Below are 20,370 nucleotides of genomic sequence, written 5' to 3'. Positions count from 1 at the left end.
CGGCCGCCACAGGTGCGTGCCGGCCTGGAATCGGCAGGTCAGGAAAGGGAAGTGTGGCGCGACGACGGTGGCGCGGTCCACGTGTTTTTCGGCGCGACGACTACGGTGCGAACACGCATCCGAGCAGGTGCGAGGGCTCCGGGCAGGTGCGAGGGTTCCGGGGGCGGCGGCCGCGGCGGCTCGGCCGCCTCACCCGCCGGCCAGCACCCGGACGGGGGTGCCGTCGAGGAACGCGGTGATGTCCGCCACCGCCTCCGTGTAGAAGGTGCGGTAGTTCCGCTCGGTGACGTAGCCGAGGTGCGGGGTGGCCAGTACGTTCGGCAGGGTGCGCAGGGGGTCGTCGGCGGGCAGCGGCTCGGTCTCGAAGACGTCGAGTCCGGCGCCCGCGATCCAGCCCTCGCCGAGGGCGCGCAGCAGGGCGCTCCGGTCGACGATCGCGGCGCGCGAGGTGTTGACGAGGTAGGCGTGCGGCCGCATGGCGCGCAACTCCGGCTCCCCGAGCAGGCCACGGGTGCGGTCGGAGAGCACGAGGTGGACCGAGACGAAGTCACTGCCGCGCAGCAGCTCCTCCTTGTCCGCCGCCAGCCGGGCCCCGGCGTCGGCGGCCCGCTCGGCGGTGAGGTTCTGGCTCCAGGCGAGCACCTCCATGCCGAAGGCGCCGGCCACGCGGGCCACCCGGGTTCCGATCCTGCCGAGCCCGAGCAGGCCGAGGGTGCGCCCGGCCAGGTCCTGGCCGACGGTCGACTGCCAGGGGCCGCCCGCGCGCAGGGCGCGGTTCTCCGAGGTGACGTGCCGGGCCAGCCCGAGGAGCAGCGCCCAGGTCAGTTCCACCGGCGGGGTGGCGTTGCTCGCCGTACCGCAGACGGTCACGCCCCGGGCGGCCGCGGCGGCGAGGTCGACGGAGGCGTTGCGCATCCCGGTGGTGACCAGCAGACGCAGCCGGGGCAGCCGCCCCAGCAGGTCCGCGTCGAACGGCGTGCGCTCGCGCATGACCACGACGATCTCGCAGTCGGCGAGTTCGGCGGCGAGCCGGTCCCGGTCGGAGAGGTGTTCGCGGAGCGTGCGCACCTCGGCCCGCCCGGCGAGGGGACTCCAGTCCGCCATGGTGAGGGCGGCGCCCTGATAGTCGTCGAGTACGGCACAGCGAAGGGTCATGCGGGCATTGTTCCTTGCGCGAGCGGTGCCCCGGACACGACGAAGGGGCCCGTCAGACCCCTCCGACAGACCCCTCGACCTGCGTTCTCGCAAGTCGGGACGACAGGATTTGAACCTGCGACCCCTTGACCCCCAGTCAAGTGCGCTACCAAGCTGCGCCACGTCCCGGTGCGCTCACTCGCGGTGGCCCGCGTGATCGCGCGAACAGCACCTTACCCCACGCACCCGGGCGAGCCGAAAGCGGGCGCGAGGAGGGGCGTGCGGAGGGGCACAATCGGTCGTATGGGAAACGCGGGGACAGGGGCACGGGACCGGGACACCGAGGGCCGGGCGCGCAACGCCCGGCCGCGCGACGGGCTGGGGCGGCCGCTGCCGTACGGCGCGTCCGGGGTCGAACGGCAGCCCGAAGGGGTCGTCCGGACTCCCGAGGAGACCGTCGCCGAGGCGCAGGCGCTGCTGGACGCCGGGAAGCCCTTCCACGCGCACGAGGTGTTCGAGGACGCCTGGAAGTCGGGGCCCGAGGCGGAGCGGACGCTGTGGCGGGGGCTGGCGCAGCTGGCGGTGGGGCTCACGCACTCGGCCCGGGGCAACGTGACCGGCGGGGCGCGGCTGCTGCGGCGCGGGGCCGGTGCGGTGGAGGAGTGGGCGGCCGGGAGCGGGGAGCGGTCGCCGTACGGGATGGACGTCGAGGGGCTCGCCCGGTGGGCCCGGGAGCTGGCCGGGCGGGTCGAGGGCGGCGCCGGGACGGTGACGGCGAGGACCGAGGCACCCCGGCTGCGCGGCGCCCGGTAGCACCGGCGTGACCCGCTGTCCGTGGCATGCGGCAGACTCGGGGCGTGCGAAAGATTCATGTCATCGGTATCGGCGCGGGCGACCCCGACCAGCTCACCCTCCAGGCGGTCAGGGCGCTCAAGGACACGGACGTGTTCTTCATCCTGGACAAGGGCGAGGTCAAGAGCGACCTCACCGGGTTGCGCCGGGACATGCTCGACACGCACCTACCGGACGGCGGCTACCGGCTGGTCGAGGCGCCGGACCCGGAGCGGGACCGGGCGGCGAGCGGCGGCGCGTACCCACCGGCGGTCGGGGACTGGCGCAGCGCCCGCGCGGACATCTACGAGCGGTTGATCCGCGAGGAGCTGGGCGAGACGGGGACCGGCGCCTTCCTGGTGTGGGGCGACCCCTCGTTGTACGACAGCACGCTGGCGATCCTGGCGGAGGTGCTGGAGCGGGGCTCGGTGGCGTTCGAGTACGACGTGGTGCCCGGGATCAGCAGTGTGTCGTCGCTGGTGGCCAGGCACCGCACCGGGCTGAACCGGGTGGGCCGGCCGGTGCAGATCACCACCGGGCGGCGGCTCGCCGAGGGGCTCCCCGACGGCGTGGACGACGTGGTGGTGATGCTCGACGCGCACCAGGCCTTCCGGCGGTACGCGGACCAGGACATCGACATCTACTGGGGCGCCTACCTCGGCACCCCCGACGAGATCCTGGTCGCGGGCCCGATCGCCGAGGCCGCCCCGCGGATCGAGCGGCTGCGGGCCGAAGCCAGGGAGCGCAAGGGCTGGATCATGGACACGTATCTGCTGCGCCGCCACCCCGAGGGGCCGCGGGGCACCTGACCGCGATCCGGGGCCGCCGCGTGCCGGGGCGGTCGCGTGCCGCGGCGGTCACCCGCGGCCGACATCCAGCCGTCCAAGCCGTTCCAGTCGTTCCAGCCGCTCCAGCACACCCGCCACATCGGGCACCGCCGTCACCCCGGCCGGCAGCGGAGGCCGTCGCACGACGATCACCGGCAGGCCCAGCTCGCGTGCGGCCGTGAGCTTCGCCGCCGTCGCCGCTCCCCCGCTGTCCTTCGTCACCAGCACGTCGATCAGGTTCTCGCACAGCAGCGCGGTCTCGTCGGCCACGGTGAAAGGGCCGCGGGCGAGCAGCACCTCGGTGCCCGGGGGCATCGGGGGTTCGGGGGGTTCCACCGACCGTACGACGAAGTGGTGGTCCGTCAGGTGGGCGAAGGCGGACAGGCCCAGGCGTCCCGTGGTCAGCATGACCCGGGGGCCGAAGCCGGCCAGCAGCTCCGCCGCGTCGGGCAGGGATGCGGCGGGGTGCCAGCGGTCCCCGGGGCCGGGCCGCCAGCCGGGGCGGCGCAGCACCAGGGCCGGGACGCCGGTGGCCGCCGCGGCCCGCGCCGCGTTCGCGGTGATCGTCTCGGCGAACGGGTGCGTGGCGTCGACGAGGACGGACACGCGCCGCTCGCGCAGCCAGTCGGCGAGTCCGGCCGGCCCGCCGAAGCCTCCGACCCGGACCTCCCCCGCCAGCGCGCCCGGCCGGCCGACGCGTCCGGCGAGGGAGGTGGTGACGCGGACACCGGGGCGCGCGGCGAGCACGGCCGCCAGCTCACGCGCCTCGGCGGTACCGCCGAGGATCAGGACGTGCGAGGACATGGCCCGAGCGTAGGGGCCGACCGACGTACGCCGACGCACCGGGGACACGAGAGAACCGCCCGGGCGCGGCCGGTCCGCACCCCGGGCCGCCGGGCGTCTCGCGCCGGGACGCCGGACGGCCGCCCGGCTGGGGTGCCGGGCGGCCGTCGTGGGACCTGTCCGTCGTCAGCCCTGGCGGGCCTTGAAGCGGGGGTCCTTCTTGTTGATCACGTAGACCACGCCGCGGCGGCGGACCACCTGGGCGCCGGGCCTGGCCTTCAGTGAGCGCAGGGACTTGCGCACCTTCATGTCTCTGTCCTCCTCGGGTCAGCCGCGGGCGGAGGCGGTGCGGCCGTAGCGGCGCTCGAAGCGCTCCACCCGGCCGGCGCTGTCCAGGACCCGTGTCCGGCCGGTGTAGAAGGGGTGCGACGCCGACGAGACCTCGACGTCGATCAGCGGGTAGGTGTTGCCGTCCTCCCACTCGATCGTCCGGGACGAGTCGGCGGTGGAGCAGGTCAGGAACGCGGTGTCCGCGGCACGGTCGCGGAAGACCACGAACCGGGAGTCGGGATGGATGCGGGACTTCATGGGGTTCCTTCCAGGGGCGGTGGGGTGTTGCGTGTCAGCGCTCTTCGCGGAAATCCACGTGGGCGCCGGCCACCGGGTCGTACTTGCGCAGGACCAGCCGGTCGGGGTCGTTCCGGCGGTTCTTGCGGGTCACGTAGGTGACGCCGGTCCCGGCCGTCGACTTCAGCCTGACGACGGGACGCTCGGTGCTGCGTGCCATGAGGTCCTCCCTTTCTCCACACCCGGCGTTCATGATCCGAGCATGTCAATCACGACGGGTCCAACAACGCCCCCCGCCGCCGCATTCCCGGGTCCCGGGACCGGCTAGCGCAGGAGCAGCTGCACGCCGCCCACGATCGTCGCCGCGATGACGAGCTGCTCGAACAGCCGCTGGTTGATCCGGTTCACGGCCCACTTCCCGAGGAACGCGCCGGGGACGACGAACGCCACGAGTGCCGCGTCGAGCAGCAGCGAGTCGCCGTCGATCAGGCCGAGCCCGGCGCTGAAGGGGACCTTGGACACGTTCACGATCAGGAAGAAGAAAGCCGACGTGCCGAGGAAGCCGAGTTTGCGGAAACCGGCCGACAGCAGGTACATCGACATCACCGGGCCGCCCGCGTTGGCGACCATCGTGGTGAAGCCGCCGAGCACACCGTACGAACCGGCCTTCGCCCGGCCCGCCCGGGTGGTGACCGCGTCCGGGTCGTCCGGCCCGTCGGCGGTGCGCCGCCGCCACAGCGTGACCCCGGCCATCAGCAGCAGGATCGCGCCGATCGACGTACGGACGACCCCGTCGCCGGCCCACACCAGGAACAGGGTGCCGATCACCACTCCCGCCGCCACCGCCGGGAACAGCCGCCACAGCGTCGGCCAGTGCGCGTGCCTGCGGTAGGTGGCGACGGCCAGTACGTCGCCCGCGATGAGCAGCGGGAGCAGGACGCCGGTGGAGGCGCGGGCCGGCAGGACCGCGGCGAAGACGGCGAGGCTGACGGTGTTGGCGCCGCTGACGGCGGTCTTGGAGAAGCCGACGAGCAGTGCGGCGAGTGCCAGGGCGGCGAACCCCCAGCCGGACATGTGCCAGAGCGTCATCGTGTTCATGCGGAGACCGATGCTATGTCCGGACAAGCCGTCGCGGTAGGTACCGTCTCGCCGATCGGCCCCGGCAGGCGTTTGCTCCTGGGCAGTGAGGGCACCCGAGCTTCCACGACAGCTCGGAACGAGCCTCGGAGCGAATCGCTCAGAACGAAAGGAAGACGCGCGCCATGACCGTCGTGAAGAGCACGCTGCCCGACGGGGCACTTCAGGTCACCGGGACTGCTCTGCAGGAGACGCTGGTGGATCTGCTGGGTCTGTCACTGATCGGGAAGCAGGCCCACTGGAACATCGTGGGTCCGCGCTTCCGATCGATCCACCTCCAGCTGGACGAGGTGGTCGCCACCGCACGCGCCTACTCGGACACGGTCGCGGAACGCGCCGCCGCCCTGGGCGTGTCTCCGGACGGCCGCCCGGAGACCATCGCGGCGGCCTTCGCGCTGCCCGGTGCCAAGGACGGCTGGCTGCGGGACGACGAGGTCGTGGAGCTGATGGTGCGGACGCTGGAGGCGGCGGTCGGACGGCTGCGCGAGCGGATCGCCGCGACCGAGGAGCCCGACCCGGTCACCCAGGACCTGCTGATCACCATCACCGCCGACCTGGAGAAGCAGCGCTGGATGTTCGCGGCCGAGAACAGCTGAGCACCGGGAGTATCCCCCTCCCCACGGACCGGCCCGACGTGCACACGTCGGGCCGGTTCGACGTGTGCGCCCGAGCGCGGCCTCCCGACTCCCCGGCGCCGGTCCGCGTTCCGCGGTTCGGCGCGGGAAGCGTGAAACCCTGACCGGTACGCGCGCATCCGAGCCCGTCGAGGAGGACGTCGTATGCCACCCCTGGTCGACCCCGTGCCCGGCGGGCACCCCGGCGATCTCGCCCGTGCGCACGCCCTGGCCCACGAACTGTCCGCGCGGGGTGTGCGCGGGATCGTGCTGGCCTACGTGGACACCGCCGGGATCTGCCGGGTGAAGACGGTCCCCTGGCAGGGGCTGCACTCGGCGGTGGCCCGGGGCGTCGGCATGTCCCCGGTGTTCGACACGTTCCTGGCGAACGACGCGATCGTACGCACCGACGTCCTCGGCTCCCCCGACGGCGATCTGCGCCTCTACCCGGACCTGGACCGGCTCGTGGTGCTGGCCGGGCAGCCCGGCTGGGCGTGGGCGCCCGTCGACCGGCTGACCCAGGAGGGCGACCGGCACCCGGGCTGCAGCCGCACCTTCCTGCGCCGGGTCGTCGCCGACGCCGAGGACCGGCACGGCGTCACCTTCCGGGCGGGCGTCGAGATCGAGTGGTCGCTCGGCCGACCCGGCGCGTCGGCCGACGAGTTCACGCCCGCGACCTGGGGTCCGGCGTACGGCGCGACCCGGCAGATCGAGCTGAGCGACTACACCGCCGACCTGCTCGCGACCCTGGAGGCGCAGGAGGTGCCGGTCGCCCAGCTGCACCCGGAGTACGCGCCGGGCCAGTTCGAGCTGTCCACCGGCGCCCTGGACCCGGTGGCGGCGGCCGACCAGAGCGTCCTGGTCCGGCAGACCGTCCGCGCCGTCTCGCAGAGGCACGGGCTGCGGGCCTCCTTCGCGCCGGCCGTCGTGGAGCGGGGTGTCGGCAACGGCGGCCATCTCCATCTCTCGGTGTGGCGCAACGGCGTCAACCTGCACGCGGGCGGCGACGCCCGGTACGGCATGACGGCCGCGGCGGAGTCCTTCGTGGCCGGGCTGCTGACGCACCTGCCGGCGCTGACGGCGGTGACCGCGCCGAGCCCGGCCAGCTATCTGCGGCTCAAACCCTCCCAGTGGGCGGGAGTGTTCACGGCCTGGGGCCGGGAGACCCGCGAGACCGCGATCCGCGTCGTCACCGGCACGACCGGCCACCAGGGCGAGGACGCCAACCTGGAGATCAAGCCGGTCGACCTGGCCGCCAACCCGTATCTCGCGCTCGGCTGCGTGATCGCCGCGGGACTCGACGGGCTCACCACGGCGGCGCCGCTGCCCGCCGAGGTCACCGGCGACCCGGCCGCGCTGATCCCCGACGAGGCGGTGGCCCGGGGGGTGCGGCGGTTGCCGACCTCGCTGCCGCAGGCCGTCGAGGAGTTCCGCCAGGACGAGGTGCTGCGGGCCGCGCTCGGGCCGGTCCTCGCGGACGCGGTGATCGCCGTGCGCGAGGGCGAGACGGGATCCGTCGCCGGGCTCGATGACGCCGGGGTGGCGGCGGCCTACCGCTGGAAGTACTGATGACAGGGCAGGTCAGGGAAGCCCTCGACGCGCTCCCCCTCGTCGACCACCACTGCCACGGCGCGGTCGCCGCCGACCTCACCGCACCGGAGTTCGCGGCCCTGCTCACCGAGGGCGAGGCGTGGCCGGGCGTGTCACCGTTCGACAGCCCGGTGGGCGTCGCCGTACGACGGCACTGCGCGCCGCTGCTCGGCCTGGACCGGCACGCCCCGGCCGTCGACTACCTGGCGCGCCGGGCGGAACTGGGCTGGCAGGAGGTCAACCGCCGTTTTCTGCGGGCGGCGCACGCCGAGGCGTTCTGCGTGGACACCGGGTTCGCCCCGCAGCCGGTCACCTCCCCCGCCGAACTCGCCGAGGCGGCCGGGGGCACCGCCTACGAGGTGGTGCGGCTGGAGGGCATCGCCGAGCAGGTGGCCGCGCGGGGCGTCGAGGCGGGCGAGTACGCGGGCGCCTTCCGGGCGGCGGCCGAGGCGGCGGTACGGCGGCCCGGGGTGGTCGCGGTGAAGTCGGTGGCCGCCTACCGCACCGGGTTCGACCTGAACCCGGCGCGTCCCACGTACGCCGAGGTGACCCGGGCCGCCGCGCTGTGGCTGGCGGACGGCGGCGGACGGCTCACCGACCCGGTGCTGATGCGCCACCTGCTGTGGATCGCCGTCGCCCTCGGGCTGCCGCTCCAACTCCACGCCGGTTTCGGGGACTCGGACCTCAGGCTGCACCACGCGGATCCGGCACTGCTCACCGACTGGCTGCGGCTGACCACCGGCACCGTCCCGGTCCTGCTGCTGCACTGCTGGCCGTACCACCGCCAGGCCGCCTATCTGGCCACGGTGTTCGAACATGTGCACCTCGACGTGGGGCTGACGCTGCACTACGTGGGGGCGACGCGGGCCGGGGCGGTGCTCGCCGAGGCGATGGAGATCACCCCGTTCCGCAAACTGCTGTACAGCTCGGACGCCTATGGTGTGGCCGAGTTCCACCATCTCGGAGCGCTGTCCTTCCGGCAGGGGCTGGCCGGACTGCTCCAGGACCGGGTGGACGCCGACGAACTGAGCCCGGCCGACGCGGTGCGGATCGCCGCCTGGACGGGACGCGAGAACGCCCGCCGCGTCTACGGGCTTCCCGCATCCGACACCGGCCGCGACTGACCGCGTGCCCCGCCCGGAAAGTATGATCAAGCAATGTCTGACATGACCGATACCACGCCCGGTTGGCTGTCCTCCGACGAGCTGGAGATGGCTCGCGCCCGCATGCCGATCCTGTACGTGGAGGCCGTGCCCGTGCGCGTCGACGACAGCGGCGAAGTCACCAGCATCGGACTGCTGCTCCGCATCGGCCCGGACGGCACGGTCAGCCGGACCCTCGTCTCCGGCCGGGTGCTCCACCACGAGCGGGTCCGCGACGCCTTGCTGCGTCATCTGGAAAAGGACCTGGGACCGGTCGCGCTGCCCCGGGTACCGGCCTCGCTGCAGCCGTTCACGGTGGCCGAGTACTTCCCGACGCTCGGCGTCACCCCGTACCACGACCCGCGTCAGCACGCGGTGTCGCTGGCCTACATCGTGCCGGTCACGGGTGACTGCCGGCCCCGGCAGGACGCTCTGGACCTGGTGTGGTTCAGCCCGCAGGAAGCGATGCTGGAGGCCGTGCAGAGCGAGATGCCCGGCGGTCACGGGGTGCTGCTGAAGCAGGCCCTGGCGCATGTCGGGTTCGTCAGCTAGGAGGCGGTCGGCCGCCACCTCAGGGGGCGGGCACCTCGGCGGCGGCGAGCCGGTTGCCGAGACCGTCGGGGATGTCCTGTTCCGTCCAGATGCACTTGGCGTCTCTGAGGTAGCGGGCGCCCCAGCGCCGGGACAGGGCGGCGACCAGCTGGAGGCCGCGGCCCCCCTCGTCGGTGTAGGTGGCGTGCCGGATGCGCGGGGTGCTCAGGCTGCCGTCGTAGACCTCGCAGGTCAAACTGCGGCTGCGCAGCAGCCGGAGCCGCATGGGCCCCTTGGCGTGCCGGATCACGTTGCCGACCAGCTCGCTCACCAGGAGTTCGGTGGTCGTCGTCAGTTCGTCGAGGCCCCAGCGGGAGAGCTGGTCGCGGACGAGATCCCGGGCCTGGCCGGCCGCCCGCGGGTCGTCGGGCAGGCCGAAGGAGGCGACGTCGTCGGCGGGCATGGCCCGGGTGTGGGCGATGAGCAGGGCCGCGTCGTCGGTGGTGTGGTCCCGGTCCGGCAGCAGCTCCGAGACGACCGTGTCGCACAGGTCCTCCAGGCCCCGCGCGTCCGCCTCCTCGTCAAGGCCGGTGAAGCGGGCCGGGCCGACCGCGGCCTTGGACAGCACGCTCAGCAGCCGGGTCAGTCCCTGTTCGGCGTCCTGGGCGCCGGATTCGATGAGCCCGTCGGTGCACAGGACCACCAGACTCCCGTCGGGCAGCGGCAGGTCGTGCGCGGCGAACGGCGGCGTGGCGGCGCCGAGCGGTGGGTCGGGGCTCAGCACGGGGCTGTGGACGGTGCCGTCCGGGTACACGAAGACGGGCGGCGGATGACCGGCCAGAGAGTAGCCGCACCTGCGGCCGACCGGGTCGTACACGGCGTACAGACAGGTCGCGTAGAAGTCCTCGCCGAAGTCGCTGACCAGGTCGTTGAGATGGCCCAGCAGTTCGTCGGGGGCCATGTCGAGGTCGGCGAGGGTGCGTACGGCGGTGCGCAGCCGGCCCATGGTGGCCGCCTCGGCGATGCCGTGGCCCATCACGTCGCCGATCACCAGGGCCACCCGGTCGCCGGAGAGCGGGATCACGTCGAACCAGTCGCCGCCGACCTGCTCGCCGCGGCCCGCTGGGAGGTACCGGGCGGCCGCGACGGCGGCGGGCGGCCTGGGCAGGGTGCGGGGCAGCAGGGCGCTCTGCAGCTCCTGGGCGCGGGCGTGCTCCAGGTCGTACAGCCGGGCCCGCTCCAGGGCCTGGCCGACCAGGGCGCTGAACGTGGTCAGCAGGGTGCGGTCCGCCTCGCCGAAGGAGTGCGGCCGGCTGTACGACAGGATCGCCATCCCCACCGCCCGCCCGGAGGCGACCAGCGGCAGGAACGCCCAGGCCATCTTCGGCGAGGTGCCCATCAGGATCCGGTCGGTGACCGCGGGGTAGCGCTGGTAGATCTGGGCCGGTGACTCCAGGAACAGCGGACTGCGGGACCGCAGCACGTCGGTGACGGGCAGGCCCGCGTGGAGCGGGCCCTCGAACCGCTTCAGGTAGTCCACCGGGTAGCCCACCTGGCCGACCCTGGTGAGCCGGCCGTTCTCGAACACGGAGACGATCAGTCCCTCGGCGCCGAAGGGGGCCAGGACGTGTTCGGCCACGGCCCGTACGACGTCCTGGACCGTCACCGCCTCGGCGAGCGCCGAGGTCAGCTCCGCCGCCCTGGCGGTCCGCTCGTGTCCGGGCACGGAGTCCCTCTGCGGGGGCCGGCCGCCGGGGCGTTCCAGGTGCTCGGCGGTCCAGGCGGCCACGGCATGGAGGAAGGACAGCTCCACGTCGTCGGGTCCGTCCGTCCCGGACAGCATGACCGTCAGGGCGCCGATCGGGCCGCCGGCCCCGACCAGCGGCACCGCCACGGTGCCCGCGGCGCCGGTCGCGAGGCGGTCCCCGGCCGTGCGGACGAGGACACCGCGCCGCAGCGCACAGGACGGCGGCACGTCCTGCTCCTCGCGCAGCACGTGCCAGGGCCGGGCGGCCTCGGCGCTGACACCCTCCGCCGCCACCAGGTCGAGCCGGCGCGTGCCGGGGTCCCAGCGGTGGACGAGGGCGCCCTGGCCTCCGACGCCCGCCACCGCCTGCCGAAGCGCCAGGGCCAGCGCTTTGTCCCGCGCCCTCACGACCGGGTCGGTTTCGTCCCCCTCCGGGCGGTTCGGGCACATAACGACAGGTTAACGCCATGGAACGGGGCGACCACCGGAGAGAGCCGCGCGGTGCGCGGCGCGCGGCTAGAGCGTCGGCGGTGGTACCAGCCGGCCGCGGGAGATGAGGGAGGCCGCCTGTTTCAGGCGGCGGACCCGGATGCTGACGCTGTAGCCGTCGATGCCCTCGATCGCCGCGATGCTCGTGGTCAGGTACTGGTAGAAGTCCTCGGCGTCCCGGGCGATGACGATGACCATCAGGTTGTACTCGCCACTGACGGCTCCCACGAAGGCGACCTCCGCGTGGCGGGCGACCGCCTCACCGACCCGTTCCAGCCCGGCGGGGGCGACCCGCAGCCAGACGATGGCGTTGAGCTGGAAGCCGAGCGGTTCGGGGAGCAATTCGACGTCGTAGGTGAGGGTGCCGGAACTCTCCAGCGCCTCCAGCCTCCGGGCCACCCGGGACAGCGACCAGCCGGTGAGTTCGGCGAGCCGAGTGTGGGTGGTACGGCCGTCCTCGGCGAGGGCGTCGAGGAGCGGGGCGTCCTCCTGGGCCGGGGGCGTCGGCGGCACGGGAGCGGGCGTCGGCCGCTGCGCGGTGAGCTGCCGTACCTGCTCGTCGGTGAGGTCGTCCCCGTAGCCGGTCCACTCGCTGCTGCCGGGCGTCCCGTAGGCGTGGATGAGCAGGTCGACGGCGATGTCCAGGACCGCGGCGGCCCGCGGCAGCCGGCGCAGCAGGATGTCGTCGCGCTGCATGTCGAACGGCGCCCGAATGATGCAGAAGATCTCCGAACCGCCCGAGGCCAGATGGGCATAGGCGATGTCGGGGCGCCGGGCGAGGCCGTCGGCGAGCGGGCCGACCAGGTCGGGGCGGCAGCGGATGCGGGTAACCCATTCCGCGGTGCCGTACACCCGCGGGTTGACCAGGCCCAGCACCCGCAGGGCGCCGGAACGCCGCAGCGCCTGGTACCGGCGGGCCGCGGTCTGCTCCGAGACTCCGGCCACCTCGCCGATCCGGCGGAAGGGCAGCCGGGGCGCGCACTGCAGGGCGCGGAGGATCTTTCTGTCCACGGAGTCGAGCATGGTGGAAGTCTGCCATCGGGCGCAGCGGATATGGAGGTTTTCGTAGGTCGGCGGGGATGTGTGTGGCGGTTGCGCGGCCTCCGGCCGGATGCTGTGGCGGCGGGTCTCCCCTCGGCGGCCCGGACGTCAGCGGGCCGCCGCACATGCCGGCGGCCTTCGAGCGCGGTGCCGTGCGCCGCGAAGGAGTGTCCCCGTGAATCTCACGACACCGGCGAACGGGCCGGTCGAGCGTCGGACGGCCACGATCGTGATGGCCTGCCTGGGCGTCTTCGTCGCCTATCTGCCGGTCACCACCGTCGCCGTGAGCCTGCCCGCCCTGCAAGCGGCGCTGAACGCCTCGACCGCCCAACTGTCCTGGGTGCAGGACGCCTTCGTACTGCCGATGGCCGCGTTCATCCTCACCGCCGGTGTCTTCGGCGACGTGCACGGGCGCAAAAAGGTGTTCCAGGCCGGGCTGCTCTTCTCGGCGGCGGGCGCGGTCACCGCGCTGTGCGCGCACTCCATCGAGGTCGTCTGGGCCGGACAGGCCCTGGCCGGAATCGGCGCGGCGGCGCTGCTGCCGACCACACTGGCGCTGATCAGCCACGCGGTGCCGGACCACCGGGAGCGTGGGAAGTTCATCGGCATCTGGGCCACCTGCCTGATGACGGCGCTGGCGGTCGGCCCGGTCATCGCCGGTGTCGTCGTCGCGCACTTCTCCTGGCGCTGGATCTACCTGCCGTCCGTGCCCGTCGCGCTGCTCTCGGTCGCGATCGCGGCCGGGCAGCTGACCGACTCCCGCGCCCCGCACGGGCGCCGGCTGGACTGGCCCGGCCAGATCACCGCGACTCTCGCGATCACCGCGCTGGTGTACGGCGTGATCGAGGGCGGCGCCGGCTCGTTCACCGACGTCAAGGTGATGGTGGCGCTGTTCACCGCGGTGGTCGCCGGTGTCGCCTTCGTGCTGGCGGAGCGGCGCAGCGCCAGCCCGATGCTGGACCTGAGCCTGTTCCGCAGTCCGGCCTTCACGGCCACCACGCTCGTCGCGCTGACCAGCTTCCTCGCGCTGATCGGGTTCTTCTTCGTGCTCAGCCTCTACTTCGGCATGGTGCAGCGGCTGGACACCCTGCAGGCCTGCTGGCGGCTGCTGATGGTCACCGGGGCAGCCCTGCTCGTCGGCGGACCGGCCGGGCGGCTGATGCACCGGCTCTCGGCCCGCTGGATGATCACCTGCGGTCTGCTGATGGTCGCCGCCGCGCAGTTCGCGCTGACCGGCCTCGCCGCCGACACCTCCTTCGGCTCGGCCGCCTGGCGGCTCGTCCTGCTGGGCCTCGGCATGGGGCTGGTGATGACGCCCATGACGGCGACCGCGGTGGCCTCCGTGCCCCACCACCTGGCCGGTATGGCCGCGGCGGGCAACAACGCCTTCCGGCAGGTCGGCGGGGCTCTCGGCCCGGCCGTCCTGGGCGCCCTGCTCACCACCCGAGCCATCGACGCACTCCCCGGTCACCTGACCGACGCGGGAGTCACCGGCGCGGCCCAGGACCGGATCGTCTCCGTCGCGCGGGCGGACGGTCTCGGCGCGGTCGCCGGGCTGGACCTGGGCGCGCGGACCGGACAGGCGATGGGTGCGCTCGGCGACGCGTTCCTGGACGGGATGCGGCTGTGCCTGATCACGGCGGGCAGCCTCACGGTGCTGGCCGCCCTGGTCGCGGCGGTACTGCTGCGCACGCCCCGGCAGCAGCGCACGCTCCGGACGGCCGGAGCGGAACCCCCCGCGAAGGAGAAGAACGCCCAGGTCGCACAGGACGCGTGACGGCGCGGACACATCGGGGGTTGCCGGCTCACGGGTACGACCGCCGCCGGTTCACCCGGTTCACGGACGGCACGGCCGCTACCCGCTCACCGCACCATGCAGGGCCGCTTGGCGTCGAAGGTCCAGCCCTCCACCAGGTACCGCATCCCGGTCGCGTCGCCCGGGCCCGCGCCGAGGTCACGCTCCTGGTGGAGGGCGTGGGCCTGCGAGCAGGCGGCCCACGTCGAGGCGGACACCGAGACCGGGGGCGTCGGTGACCGCGACCTCGCCCCGACGACCCCTCGGCGGCTCGACGGTGAGCCGCTCCTGGCCCTCCTGCCAGATCCAGTGCGTGTCCAGGGCGTTGTACTCGCCGGGGGCGGCGGCGCAGCAGTGGGCCATGGCATGGCTGGGCCACCCGCACCGAGCCGCGCAGGGTCCAGAAGTGTGGGTCGGCGAGCGTGATCGACACCGACTGCAGGGCGAGGGCGTGGGTGAGGTGCCGCCGGTCGGTGGCGATCATGTTGGTCGCGGTGGGCAGCCCGGTGGCCCGGCGGAACTCGGCGAGGATCTCGCGCCCGGGGCGTGGTCGCTGCGGGAGGCCGTCGAACTGTGCCGGCTGCTGCTCGGCACCCTCGCCTACGCCGAGGACCCCTGCGTAAGCGCTCCTTCAGCGCCTGTACGGCCTTGACCTCCTCGGCGCCCGTGAGGGCCCCGCCCTTCGGCTTGAAGTCCCGGAAGCCCCAGTGGTCGCAGACCGCCTCCCTCTGGCGGACGATCGCAGGTCAGTGGGTGCGCGTACACGGGTGCCACCATCGACGCGCCACTCGCTCCCGAAATGTTCGGTAAGTACCGGATGGGCCTGCATGTTCCGGGGCACTCAGCAGGCAGAAGGAGCGATCCCGGCAGTGACGAGGAGTAGTCATGGCTGAGCAGAAGTCGTCCTCGGCCCTCACCGCGCCCCTGCGGAACGCGGCCTCGGCGGTGCGGAAGGTACCCGGCGCCGGAGCCGTGACCAAGGCCGCGGAGGGAACGCTGGACAAGATCGGTGCGGTGTCGCCCCGAGGCCGCCGGATGGCGGTGTACGCGGGAGCCGGGGTGCTGGGGGTGACCGGAGTCGTGGAGTGGCCGGTCGCGCTGACCGGCGCCGCGGTGGCCTGGCTGACCCAGCCGCGGCCGGGGCCGAGCGGCGAGAGCGCGGCCATGAACGCGCCGGCCCGGGAGACGACGGAAAGCGCGGGCCACGGCGCCTATGTGGCGATGGGCGACGCCGTGACGGAGCCCGGCCCGGGCGCGGGCGTGGCGGGTCCGGGCCCGCTGCGGGGGGACGAGATGCCGGACGGCCCGGCCGCAGCGTCGGCCGGGCCCGCCACCACCGCGGCCGCGGCTGCCGTCCTCGGACCGGACGGACCGGCCGCGACACCCCACGGCCGGCCCGCGCCCGCCGACCTCGACAGGCCCACCGGACAGCTCCTGTCCACCGACCTCGACATCCTGTCCACCGACCTCGACACACCCGCCGAACAGGACGCCACGGCTGGACCGAGCACACCCGCCGAACAGGACACGACGGCTGACTTCGGCACACCCGCCGAACAGGACACAGCGACTGGTCTCGGCGGGTCCGACGAGCAGGAATCGGCAGCCGGACCGGGCACGCCCGCCGAACCGCACGACCCCGATCCGTACGACGACCCGCTCGCCCCGCCCACCGGATCGACCGCACCGGCCCCCGCCGACGACGACGATCCCCCGCACGTGGTCGCACCGCCGGCCGACCCGACCGCCCCGCCCGCCGGCTGATGCGGGCCGGGGGTGCGTGATGGCGTTCGGACTGCCGAGAGTGCCGTCCCTGGCCGTGCGGGCGGTGTCCACGGCGCCCGGACTGCTGGCCAGGGCGGCCGCGCCGGGGATCGGCGCGGCCGCCGGAGCCGCCGCCGGGACCGCGCGGGCCGGTGTCCGGAGCCTGGACATGGCCACCCGCATGACGCGTGCGGCACGCAACGCGCTGCTCGGGGCCGAACGGCAGTGGCGCTCCGGCGCCCGGGCGCACCTCGCGCTGCGGGCGGCGGATCCGGCGCGGGCCGGCAGGGCCGGCGGGGTGCGCCGGCTCGCCGTGCAGGTCGCCGCCGAGCTGGCCGAGCATCCGGACGTGCTCTTCGCCTACTGGGACGAGGGGCTCGGGCGCCTGGTGGTGGCCGCGGCCGAGGAGGCGGTCACCGACGAGGTTCTGGAGTACGCGAGCGATCTCGCCGTCCGTTCCGGTCTCGTGGCGGACGACGCCGGCCCCGAGGACATCCCGCACCCGGCGGACCGGCGGGGGATCCGGGCGGCCCTGGCGACCCTCGCGGCCGACCTGGTCGGCACCGGCGTGGGCGTCGCCGCGTACACGCTGCGGCTGCCGCCGTCGCCGCGGGTGGTGACCGCGGTGGTGACCGTCCTGCGGGAGAACCCCCGCTTCCGCGGCCTGCTCCGCGACCACCTGGGTGCCGACGCCATGGACCTGCTGCTGACGTGCGCGAACGCGGCGGCCCACGGAGCCGGGCAGACCCCCGCGGCGCTGCTGCTCGACGGAACCCTGCGCGGCTGCCGGCTCGCCGACACGATGGCACGGGCGGCCGCCTTCGAGCTGTTCCACGACGAACTGTGCAACCCGGACCGGCCGAGCACCGGAGACGACGGCCGCCCACGCCCGCCCCTGCGCACCCCCCCGTCCGCGGACTACGCCAACCACGCGTTCGCCGGCGGCGTCCTGGGGGCAGCCGCCACCCTGCTGGTCAAACACGACGTCACCGAGGCGGCGGAGGCGGTGCTCGCGGCCTCGCCGAAGGCCGCCCGGTACGGGCCGACCGCCTTCGAGGCGGTCCTCGGTGCCGTACTGGCCCGTTCGGGGCTGCTGGTCCGCGACCCCGAGCGGCTGCGGGAGCTGGAACTCGCCGGCACCCTCGTGCTGCATCCGAGCGCGGTCCGGGGCGCGGACGGGGAGGCCGATCCCTGGACGGAGCCGGTGCTGGACGCGGCCCGGCGCGCCGGGCTGCGGGTCGTCCTGGTGGACGACCCGGCGCTGGAGGACTACACCGGCCTCGCCGACCAGGTGGTGGACGCCCGACGGCCGCTGGACGACGTGGTGTGCTCCCTGCCCGAGGACTCGGGCGCGGTGATCACGGTGGCCCGGCTGTGGTCGGAGCGGGACCACGGGCTGCTGGCCGGGCTGCTCGCCGGGGACATCGCGCTCGCGCTCGCCGACGCCGGCAGCACGGTCGTCTGGGGTGCCGACGCCCTCGCCCTGCACGGACTGCCCGACGTGTGGCGGCTGCTGACCGCGGTACCGGCCGCGCGCCGGGTGGGCCGGCGCTCGCAGATCCTGGCCCGGTCGGGGGCCGCGCTGTCCGGGCTGCTGGTGGCCGTCGGCGAGTCGAGGAGCGGGCGCGGCCGGCTGGCCGCGCTGCCCGGGATGCGGCACGCGCCGGTGGACGGTGCCGCCGCGACGGCCCTGCTGTCGGGGACCTGGGAGGCGCTGCGGGTGGCACGGGCCGGCGCGCCGCACCCCAGGGCCCGGGTGCACTGGCACGAACTGGGCGCGCGGGAGACCCTGGAGCGCCTGGAGCACGAACGGGAGCCGGTGTCGCCCGAGGAGCGGCAGCGGGCCGCGGAGCCGTCCCGTAACCCGCTGCTCACCCCGGTGCGGTGGACGCTGCGGCTCGCCGGTGCCGTGCGCAGCGAACTGGACGACCCGCTGACCCCGGTGCTGGCGGTCGGCTCGGCCGCGTCCGCGATCGTCGGCTCGGTGGTGGACGCCCTGCTGGTGGTCGGCGCGCTCGACCTGAACGCGCTGATCGGCGGCATCCAGCGACTGCGGGCCGAACGGGCCGTGTCCGGGCTGCTCGCCGAGCAGAAGCGGCAGGCGCGGGTGGCGGACTCCCCCGACGAACCGGACACCCACACCGTCGACGCGGCGCGCCTGGCGCCGGGCGACGTGATCGACCTGCACACCGACGACGTGGTGCCGGCCGACGCCCGGGTGCTGTCGGAGGACGGCCTGGAGGTGGACGAGTCCGCGCTGACCGGCGAGTCGGTGCCGACGGAGAAGCACACCGCGGCGACCCCGCACGTGCCGGTGGCGGACCGGCACTCCATGGTCTTCGAAGGCACCACGGTGGCCGCGGGGCAGGCGCGCGCGGTGGTCGTGGACACGGGCGAGCGCACCGAGTCCGCGCGCGCCGTCCACCTGGCCGCGCGCACGCCCCCGGCCGCCGGAGTCCAGGCCCGGCTGCACGAACTCACCGCGCAGGCCCTGCCGTTGACACTGGGTGGCGGCGCCGCGGTCACCGGTCTCGCACTGCTGCGGGGCAGCCCGATCAGGGAGGCGGTCAGCGGCGGTGTCGCAGTGGCCGTGGCCGCCGTGCCGGAGGGGCTGCCGCTGGTGGCGACGGTCGCCCAACTGGCCGCCGCCCGGCGGCTGAGCCGGGACGGGGTGCTGGTCCGGGCGCCCCGCGCGCTGGAGGCGCTGGGCCGGATGGACACCGTCTGCTTCGACAAGACCGGCACGCTCACCGAGAACACCCTGCGCCTGGCGCGGGTGACCGACGGCGAGGGACACGGCCACCCGGCGGGCGACGAACGCGTGGCCGGCACATTGCGGGTGGCGGCCCGGGCCTGCCCCCAGGTCGGCAACGGCGACAAGCCGCCGGTTCACGTCACCGACGCGGCGGTCCTGGAGGCGGCCGAACCCGACCCCGACTGGGTGCAGGTGGAGGGACTCCCGTTCGAGGCGGCCCGCGGGTACGCGGCCGCCGTCGGCCGGTCCGGCGACGGACCGCCGCTGCTGGTGGTGAAGGGCGCACCGGAGACCGTTCTGCCGGCCTGCTCCGGCCGCCCCGAAGCCGCCTCGGCGACGGCGCAGTCGCTGGCCGCCGAGGGCCTGCGGGTCCTCGCCGTCGCCCAACGTCGGCTCGACGACGCCGAGGACGTCTCGGGCGTCCTCGAACAGCCTCTGGAGCAGCTTGAGTTCGTCGGCCTGCTTGCCCTCGCGGACACCCCGCGCGAGACCTCCACCGCCTTGGTGCGCGGTCTGCGGGAGGAGGGCGTACGACCGGTGATGCTCACCGGCGACCATCCGGGGACCGCGCGGACGATCGCCGCCGAACTGGGCTGGCCCGCGGACACCGTCGTGGTGACCGGCGACGACCTCGCGGCCGCCGACCGTTCGGGCAGGGCCCGGGTGCTGCGCGACGCCGGTGTGGTGGCACGTGTCGCGCCGGAGCAGAAACTACAGGTCATCGAGGCGCTGCGGGACGCGGGACGGGTGGTCGGCATGGTCGGGGACGGCGCCAACGACGCGGCGGCGATCCGTGCCGCCGATGTCGGCGTGGGCATCAGCACCCGCGGTTCGGCCGCCGCCCGCAACGCCGCCGACCTCGTCCTGACCGATGACGATCTGACGGTGCTGATCGACGCGGTGCGGGAGGGTCGGTCGCTGTGGCACGGGGTCGCGGACGCCGTGGCCATCCTCATCGGCGGCAACGCGGGCGAGGTCGGTTTCGGTGTGCTCGGCACCCTGCTGGCCGGCCGGGCTCCGCTGTCCACCCGGCAGATGCTGCTGGTCAACCTCCTCACGGACCTGTTCCCGGCGATGGCGGTGGCCGTCACCCCGAAGGCGCCGGCCGAGCGGGAGGACCCCGGCTCGCCGTCGGCCGCGCTCGGAGCGCCGCTGCTGCGGCAGATCCGGCACCGTGCGCTGACGACCAGCGTGGGCGCGCTCCTGGCCTGGCTCGCCGGCCGGGCCACGCCGGGAACGGCCCGCCGTTCCAGCACGATGGCGCTGGCCGCGGTGGTCGGCACCCAGCTCGTGCAGACACTGCTGGACCGCCGTGACAGCCCGCTGGTGCGGCTCACCGCGCTCGGCTCGGCGGCGGTGCTGATCGCTCTCATCGAGACGCCGGCGGTCAGCCACTTCTTCGGCTGCACCCCGCTGGGCCCGGCGGCCCTGACCACGGTGGCCGCGTCGATCGCGCTGGCGGTCCGGAGTCAGCGCGCTCTGCCGTTCCTGGAGCGGAAGGTCACGGATCTGCTGCCCGCCACGCGAGCGCCTGCACCGTGAGCGTGCCGTGCCCGCGGGCCCGGCGCGGACCGACGACCGCCGCTGGACGGCCGGATGGCGAAGCGTGAGACTGAGGGGATC

General features: G+C 74.3%; 17 protein-coding genes, 1 tRNA gene and 1 pseudogene. 9 read left to right on the top strand and 10 right to left on the bottom strand.

Annotated features, from left to right (window positions below):
* Positions 1–189 precede the first annotated feature (189 nt).
* Positions 190–1,155: a D-2-hydroxyacid dehydrogenase family protein gene (locus tag ACZ3KP_RS01105; RefSeq protein WP_467495316.1), complete on the bottom strand. Its 966-nt coding sequence runs from the start codon at positions 1,153–1,155 to the stop codon at positions 190–192.
* A 94-nt stretch (positions 1,156–1,249) separates the two neighbouring features.
* A tRNA-Pro gene (locus ACZ3KP_RS01100) sits at positions 1,250–1,323 on the bottom strand.
* A gap of 114 nt (positions 1,324–1,437) precedes the next feature.
* Between ACZ3KP_RS01100 and ACZ3KP_RS01095 the strand changes: the two genes are divergently transcribed.
* Both ACZ3KP_RS01095 and cobF read left to right on the top strand, forming a co-directional pair.
* Positions 1,438–1,947, top strand: coding sequence for a DUF309 domain-containing protein (locus ACZ3KP_RS01095; protein WP_467495314.1), 510 nt, complete (start codon positions 1,438–1,440; stop codon positions 1,945–1,947).
* 44 nt (positions 1,948–1,991) lie between these two features.
* Positions 1,992–2,774 carry a precorrin-6A synthase (deacetylating) gene (gene cobF, locus ACZ3KP_RS01090; RefSeq protein ID WP_467495312.1) on the top strand — a complete coding sequence of 261 codons (783 nt, stop codon included), beginning with the start codon at positions 1,992–1,994 and terminating at the stop codon, positions 2,772–2,774.
* Between the two features lie 48 nt (positions 2,775–2,822).
* Here the strand turns inward: cobF and ACZ3KP_RS01085 are convergent, their stop codons facing one another.
* From ACZ3KP_RS01085 to ACZ3KP_RS01065, 5 genes are all read right to left on the bottom strand, one after another.
* Positions 2,823–3,596 carry a cobalt-precorrin-6A reductase gene (locus ACZ3KP_RS01085; RefSeq protein ID WP_467495310.1) on the bottom strand — a complete coding sequence of 258 codons (774 nt, stop codon included), beginning with the start codon at positions 3,594–3,596 and terminating at the stop codon, positions 2,823–2,825.
* Positions 3,597–3,761: 165 nt separating this feature from the next.
* Complete coding sequence (gene ykgO, locus ACZ3KP_RS01080; RefSeq protein ID WP_240858519.1) at positions 3,762–3,884, bottom strand: type B 50S ribosomal protein L36; 123 nt, start codon at positions 3,882–3,884, stop codon at positions 3,762–3,764.
* Between the two features lie 18 nt (positions 3,885–3,902).
* Positions 3,903–4,163, bottom strand: a complete 261-nt coding sequence (locus ACZ3KP_RS01075; protein ID WP_467495307.1) for a type B 50S ribosomal protein L31 — start codon at positions 4,161–4,163, stop codon at positions 3,903–3,905.
* A 34-nt stretch (positions 4,164–4,197) separates the two neighbouring features.
* The gene (rpmG, locus tag ACZ3KP_RS01070; protein ID WP_132887902.1) at positions 4,198–4,362 is read right to left on the bottom strand and encodes a 50S ribosomal protein L33; all 165 of its coding nucleotides are present in this window, start codon (positions 4,360–4,362) and stop codon (positions 4,198–4,200) included.
* A 104-nt stretch (positions 4,363–4,466) separates the two neighbouring features.
* The gene (locus tag ACZ3KP_RS01065; RefSeq protein WP_467495305.1) at positions 4,467–5,240 is read right to left on the bottom strand and encodes a sulfite exporter TauE/SafE family protein; all 774 of its coding nucleotides are present in this window, start codon (positions 5,238–5,240) and stop codon (positions 4,467–4,469) included.
* A gap of 164 nt (positions 5,241–5,404) precedes the next feature.
* Between ACZ3KP_RS01065 and ACZ3KP_RS01060 the strand changes: the two genes are divergently transcribed.
* From ACZ3KP_RS01060 to ACZ3KP_RS01045, 4 genes are all read left to right on the top strand, one after another.
* Positions 5,405–5,875, top strand: a complete 471-nt coding sequence (locus ACZ3KP_RS01060) for a Dps family protein (RefSeq protein ID WP_467495303.1) — start codon at positions 5,405–5,407, stop codon at positions 5,873–5,875.
* 183 nt (positions 5,876–6,058) lie between these two features.
* Entirely contained in the window at positions 6,059–7,462 is a 1,404-nt protein-coding gene (locus ACZ3KP_RS01055; protein ID WP_467495301.1) for a glutamine synthetase family protein, read from the top strand.
* Positions 7,462–8,607 carry an amidohydrolase family protein gene (locus ACZ3KP_RS01050; RefSeq protein WP_467495299.1) on the top strand — a complete coding sequence of 382 codons (1,146 nt, stop codon included), beginning with the start codon at positions 7,462–7,464 and terminating at the stop codon, positions 8,605–8,607. Before ACZ3KP_RS01055 ends, ACZ3KP_RS01050 begins: the two co-directional genes overlap by 1 nt.
* A gap of 42 nt (positions 8,608–8,649) precedes the next feature.
* A complete protein-coding gene (locus ACZ3KP_RS01045) occupies positions 8,650–9,177 on the top strand; it encodes an NUDIX hydrolase family protein (protein WP_165939308.1) in 528 nt (175 codons plus the stop codon).
* Positions 9,178–9,196: 19 nt separating this feature from the next.
* Here the strand turns inward: ACZ3KP_RS01045 and ACZ3KP_RS01040 are convergent, their stop codons facing one another.
* Both ACZ3KP_RS01040 and ACZ3KP_RS01035 read right to left on the bottom strand, forming a co-directional pair.
* Positions 9,197–11,353 carry a SpoIIE family protein phosphatase gene (locus ACZ3KP_RS01040; RefSeq protein WP_467495297.1) on the bottom strand — a complete coding sequence of 719 codons (2,157 nt, stop codon included), beginning with the start codon at positions 11,351–11,353 and terminating at the stop codon, positions 9,197–9,199.
* 66 nt (positions 11,354–11,419) lie between these two features.
* The gene (locus ACZ3KP_RS01035; protein WP_467495295.1) at positions 11,420–12,415 is read right to left on the bottom strand and encodes an Lrp/AsnC family transcriptional regulator; all 996 of its coding nucleotides are present in this window, start codon (positions 12,413–12,415) and stop codon (positions 11,420–11,422) included.
* Between the two features lie 193 nt (positions 12,416–12,608).
* On the opposite strand from ACZ3KP_RS01035, the gene ACZ3KP_RS01030 reads away from it, so the two are divergent.
* On the top strand, positions 12,609–14,210 hold the full coding sequence (locus tag ACZ3KP_RS01030; RefSeq protein WP_467495293.1) for an MFS transporter: 1,602 nt from the start codon (positions 12,609–12,611) through the stop codon (positions 14,208–14,210).
* Positions 14,211–14,296: 86 nt separating this feature from the next.
* Here ACZ3KP_RS01030 and ACZ3KP_RS01025 read toward each other — a convergent pair.
* Positions 14,297–14,971, bottom strand: a pseudogene (locus ACZ3KP_RS01025) (enolase C-terminal domain-like protein); the annotation flags it as partial.
* Between the two features lie 142 nt (positions 14,972–15,113).
* Between ACZ3KP_RS01025 and ACZ3KP_RS01020 the strand changes: the two are divergent.
* Together ACZ3KP_RS01020 and ACZ3KP_RS01015 are read left to right on the top strand one after the other, a co-directional pair.
* Entirely contained in the window at positions 15,114–15,992 is an 879-nt protein-coding gene (locus tag ACZ3KP_RS01020) for a hypothetical protein (RefSeq protein ID WP_467495291.1), read from the top strand.
* A 19-nt stretch (positions 15,993–16,011) separates the two neighbouring features.
* Positions 16,012–20,289, top strand: a complete 4,278-nt coding sequence (locus ACZ3KP_RS01015) for an HAD-IC family P-type ATPase (RefSeq protein WP_467495289.1) — start codon at positions 16,012–16,014, stop codon at positions 20,287–20,289.
* Positions 20,290–20,370: the final 81 nt, after the last annotated feature.

This window comes from Streptomyces sp. NPDC020958, from assembly GCF_055562175.1.
The sequence above is the reverse complement of the archived record's forward strand: the minus strand, read 5'-3'. Positions and strand labels throughout refer to the sequence as shown.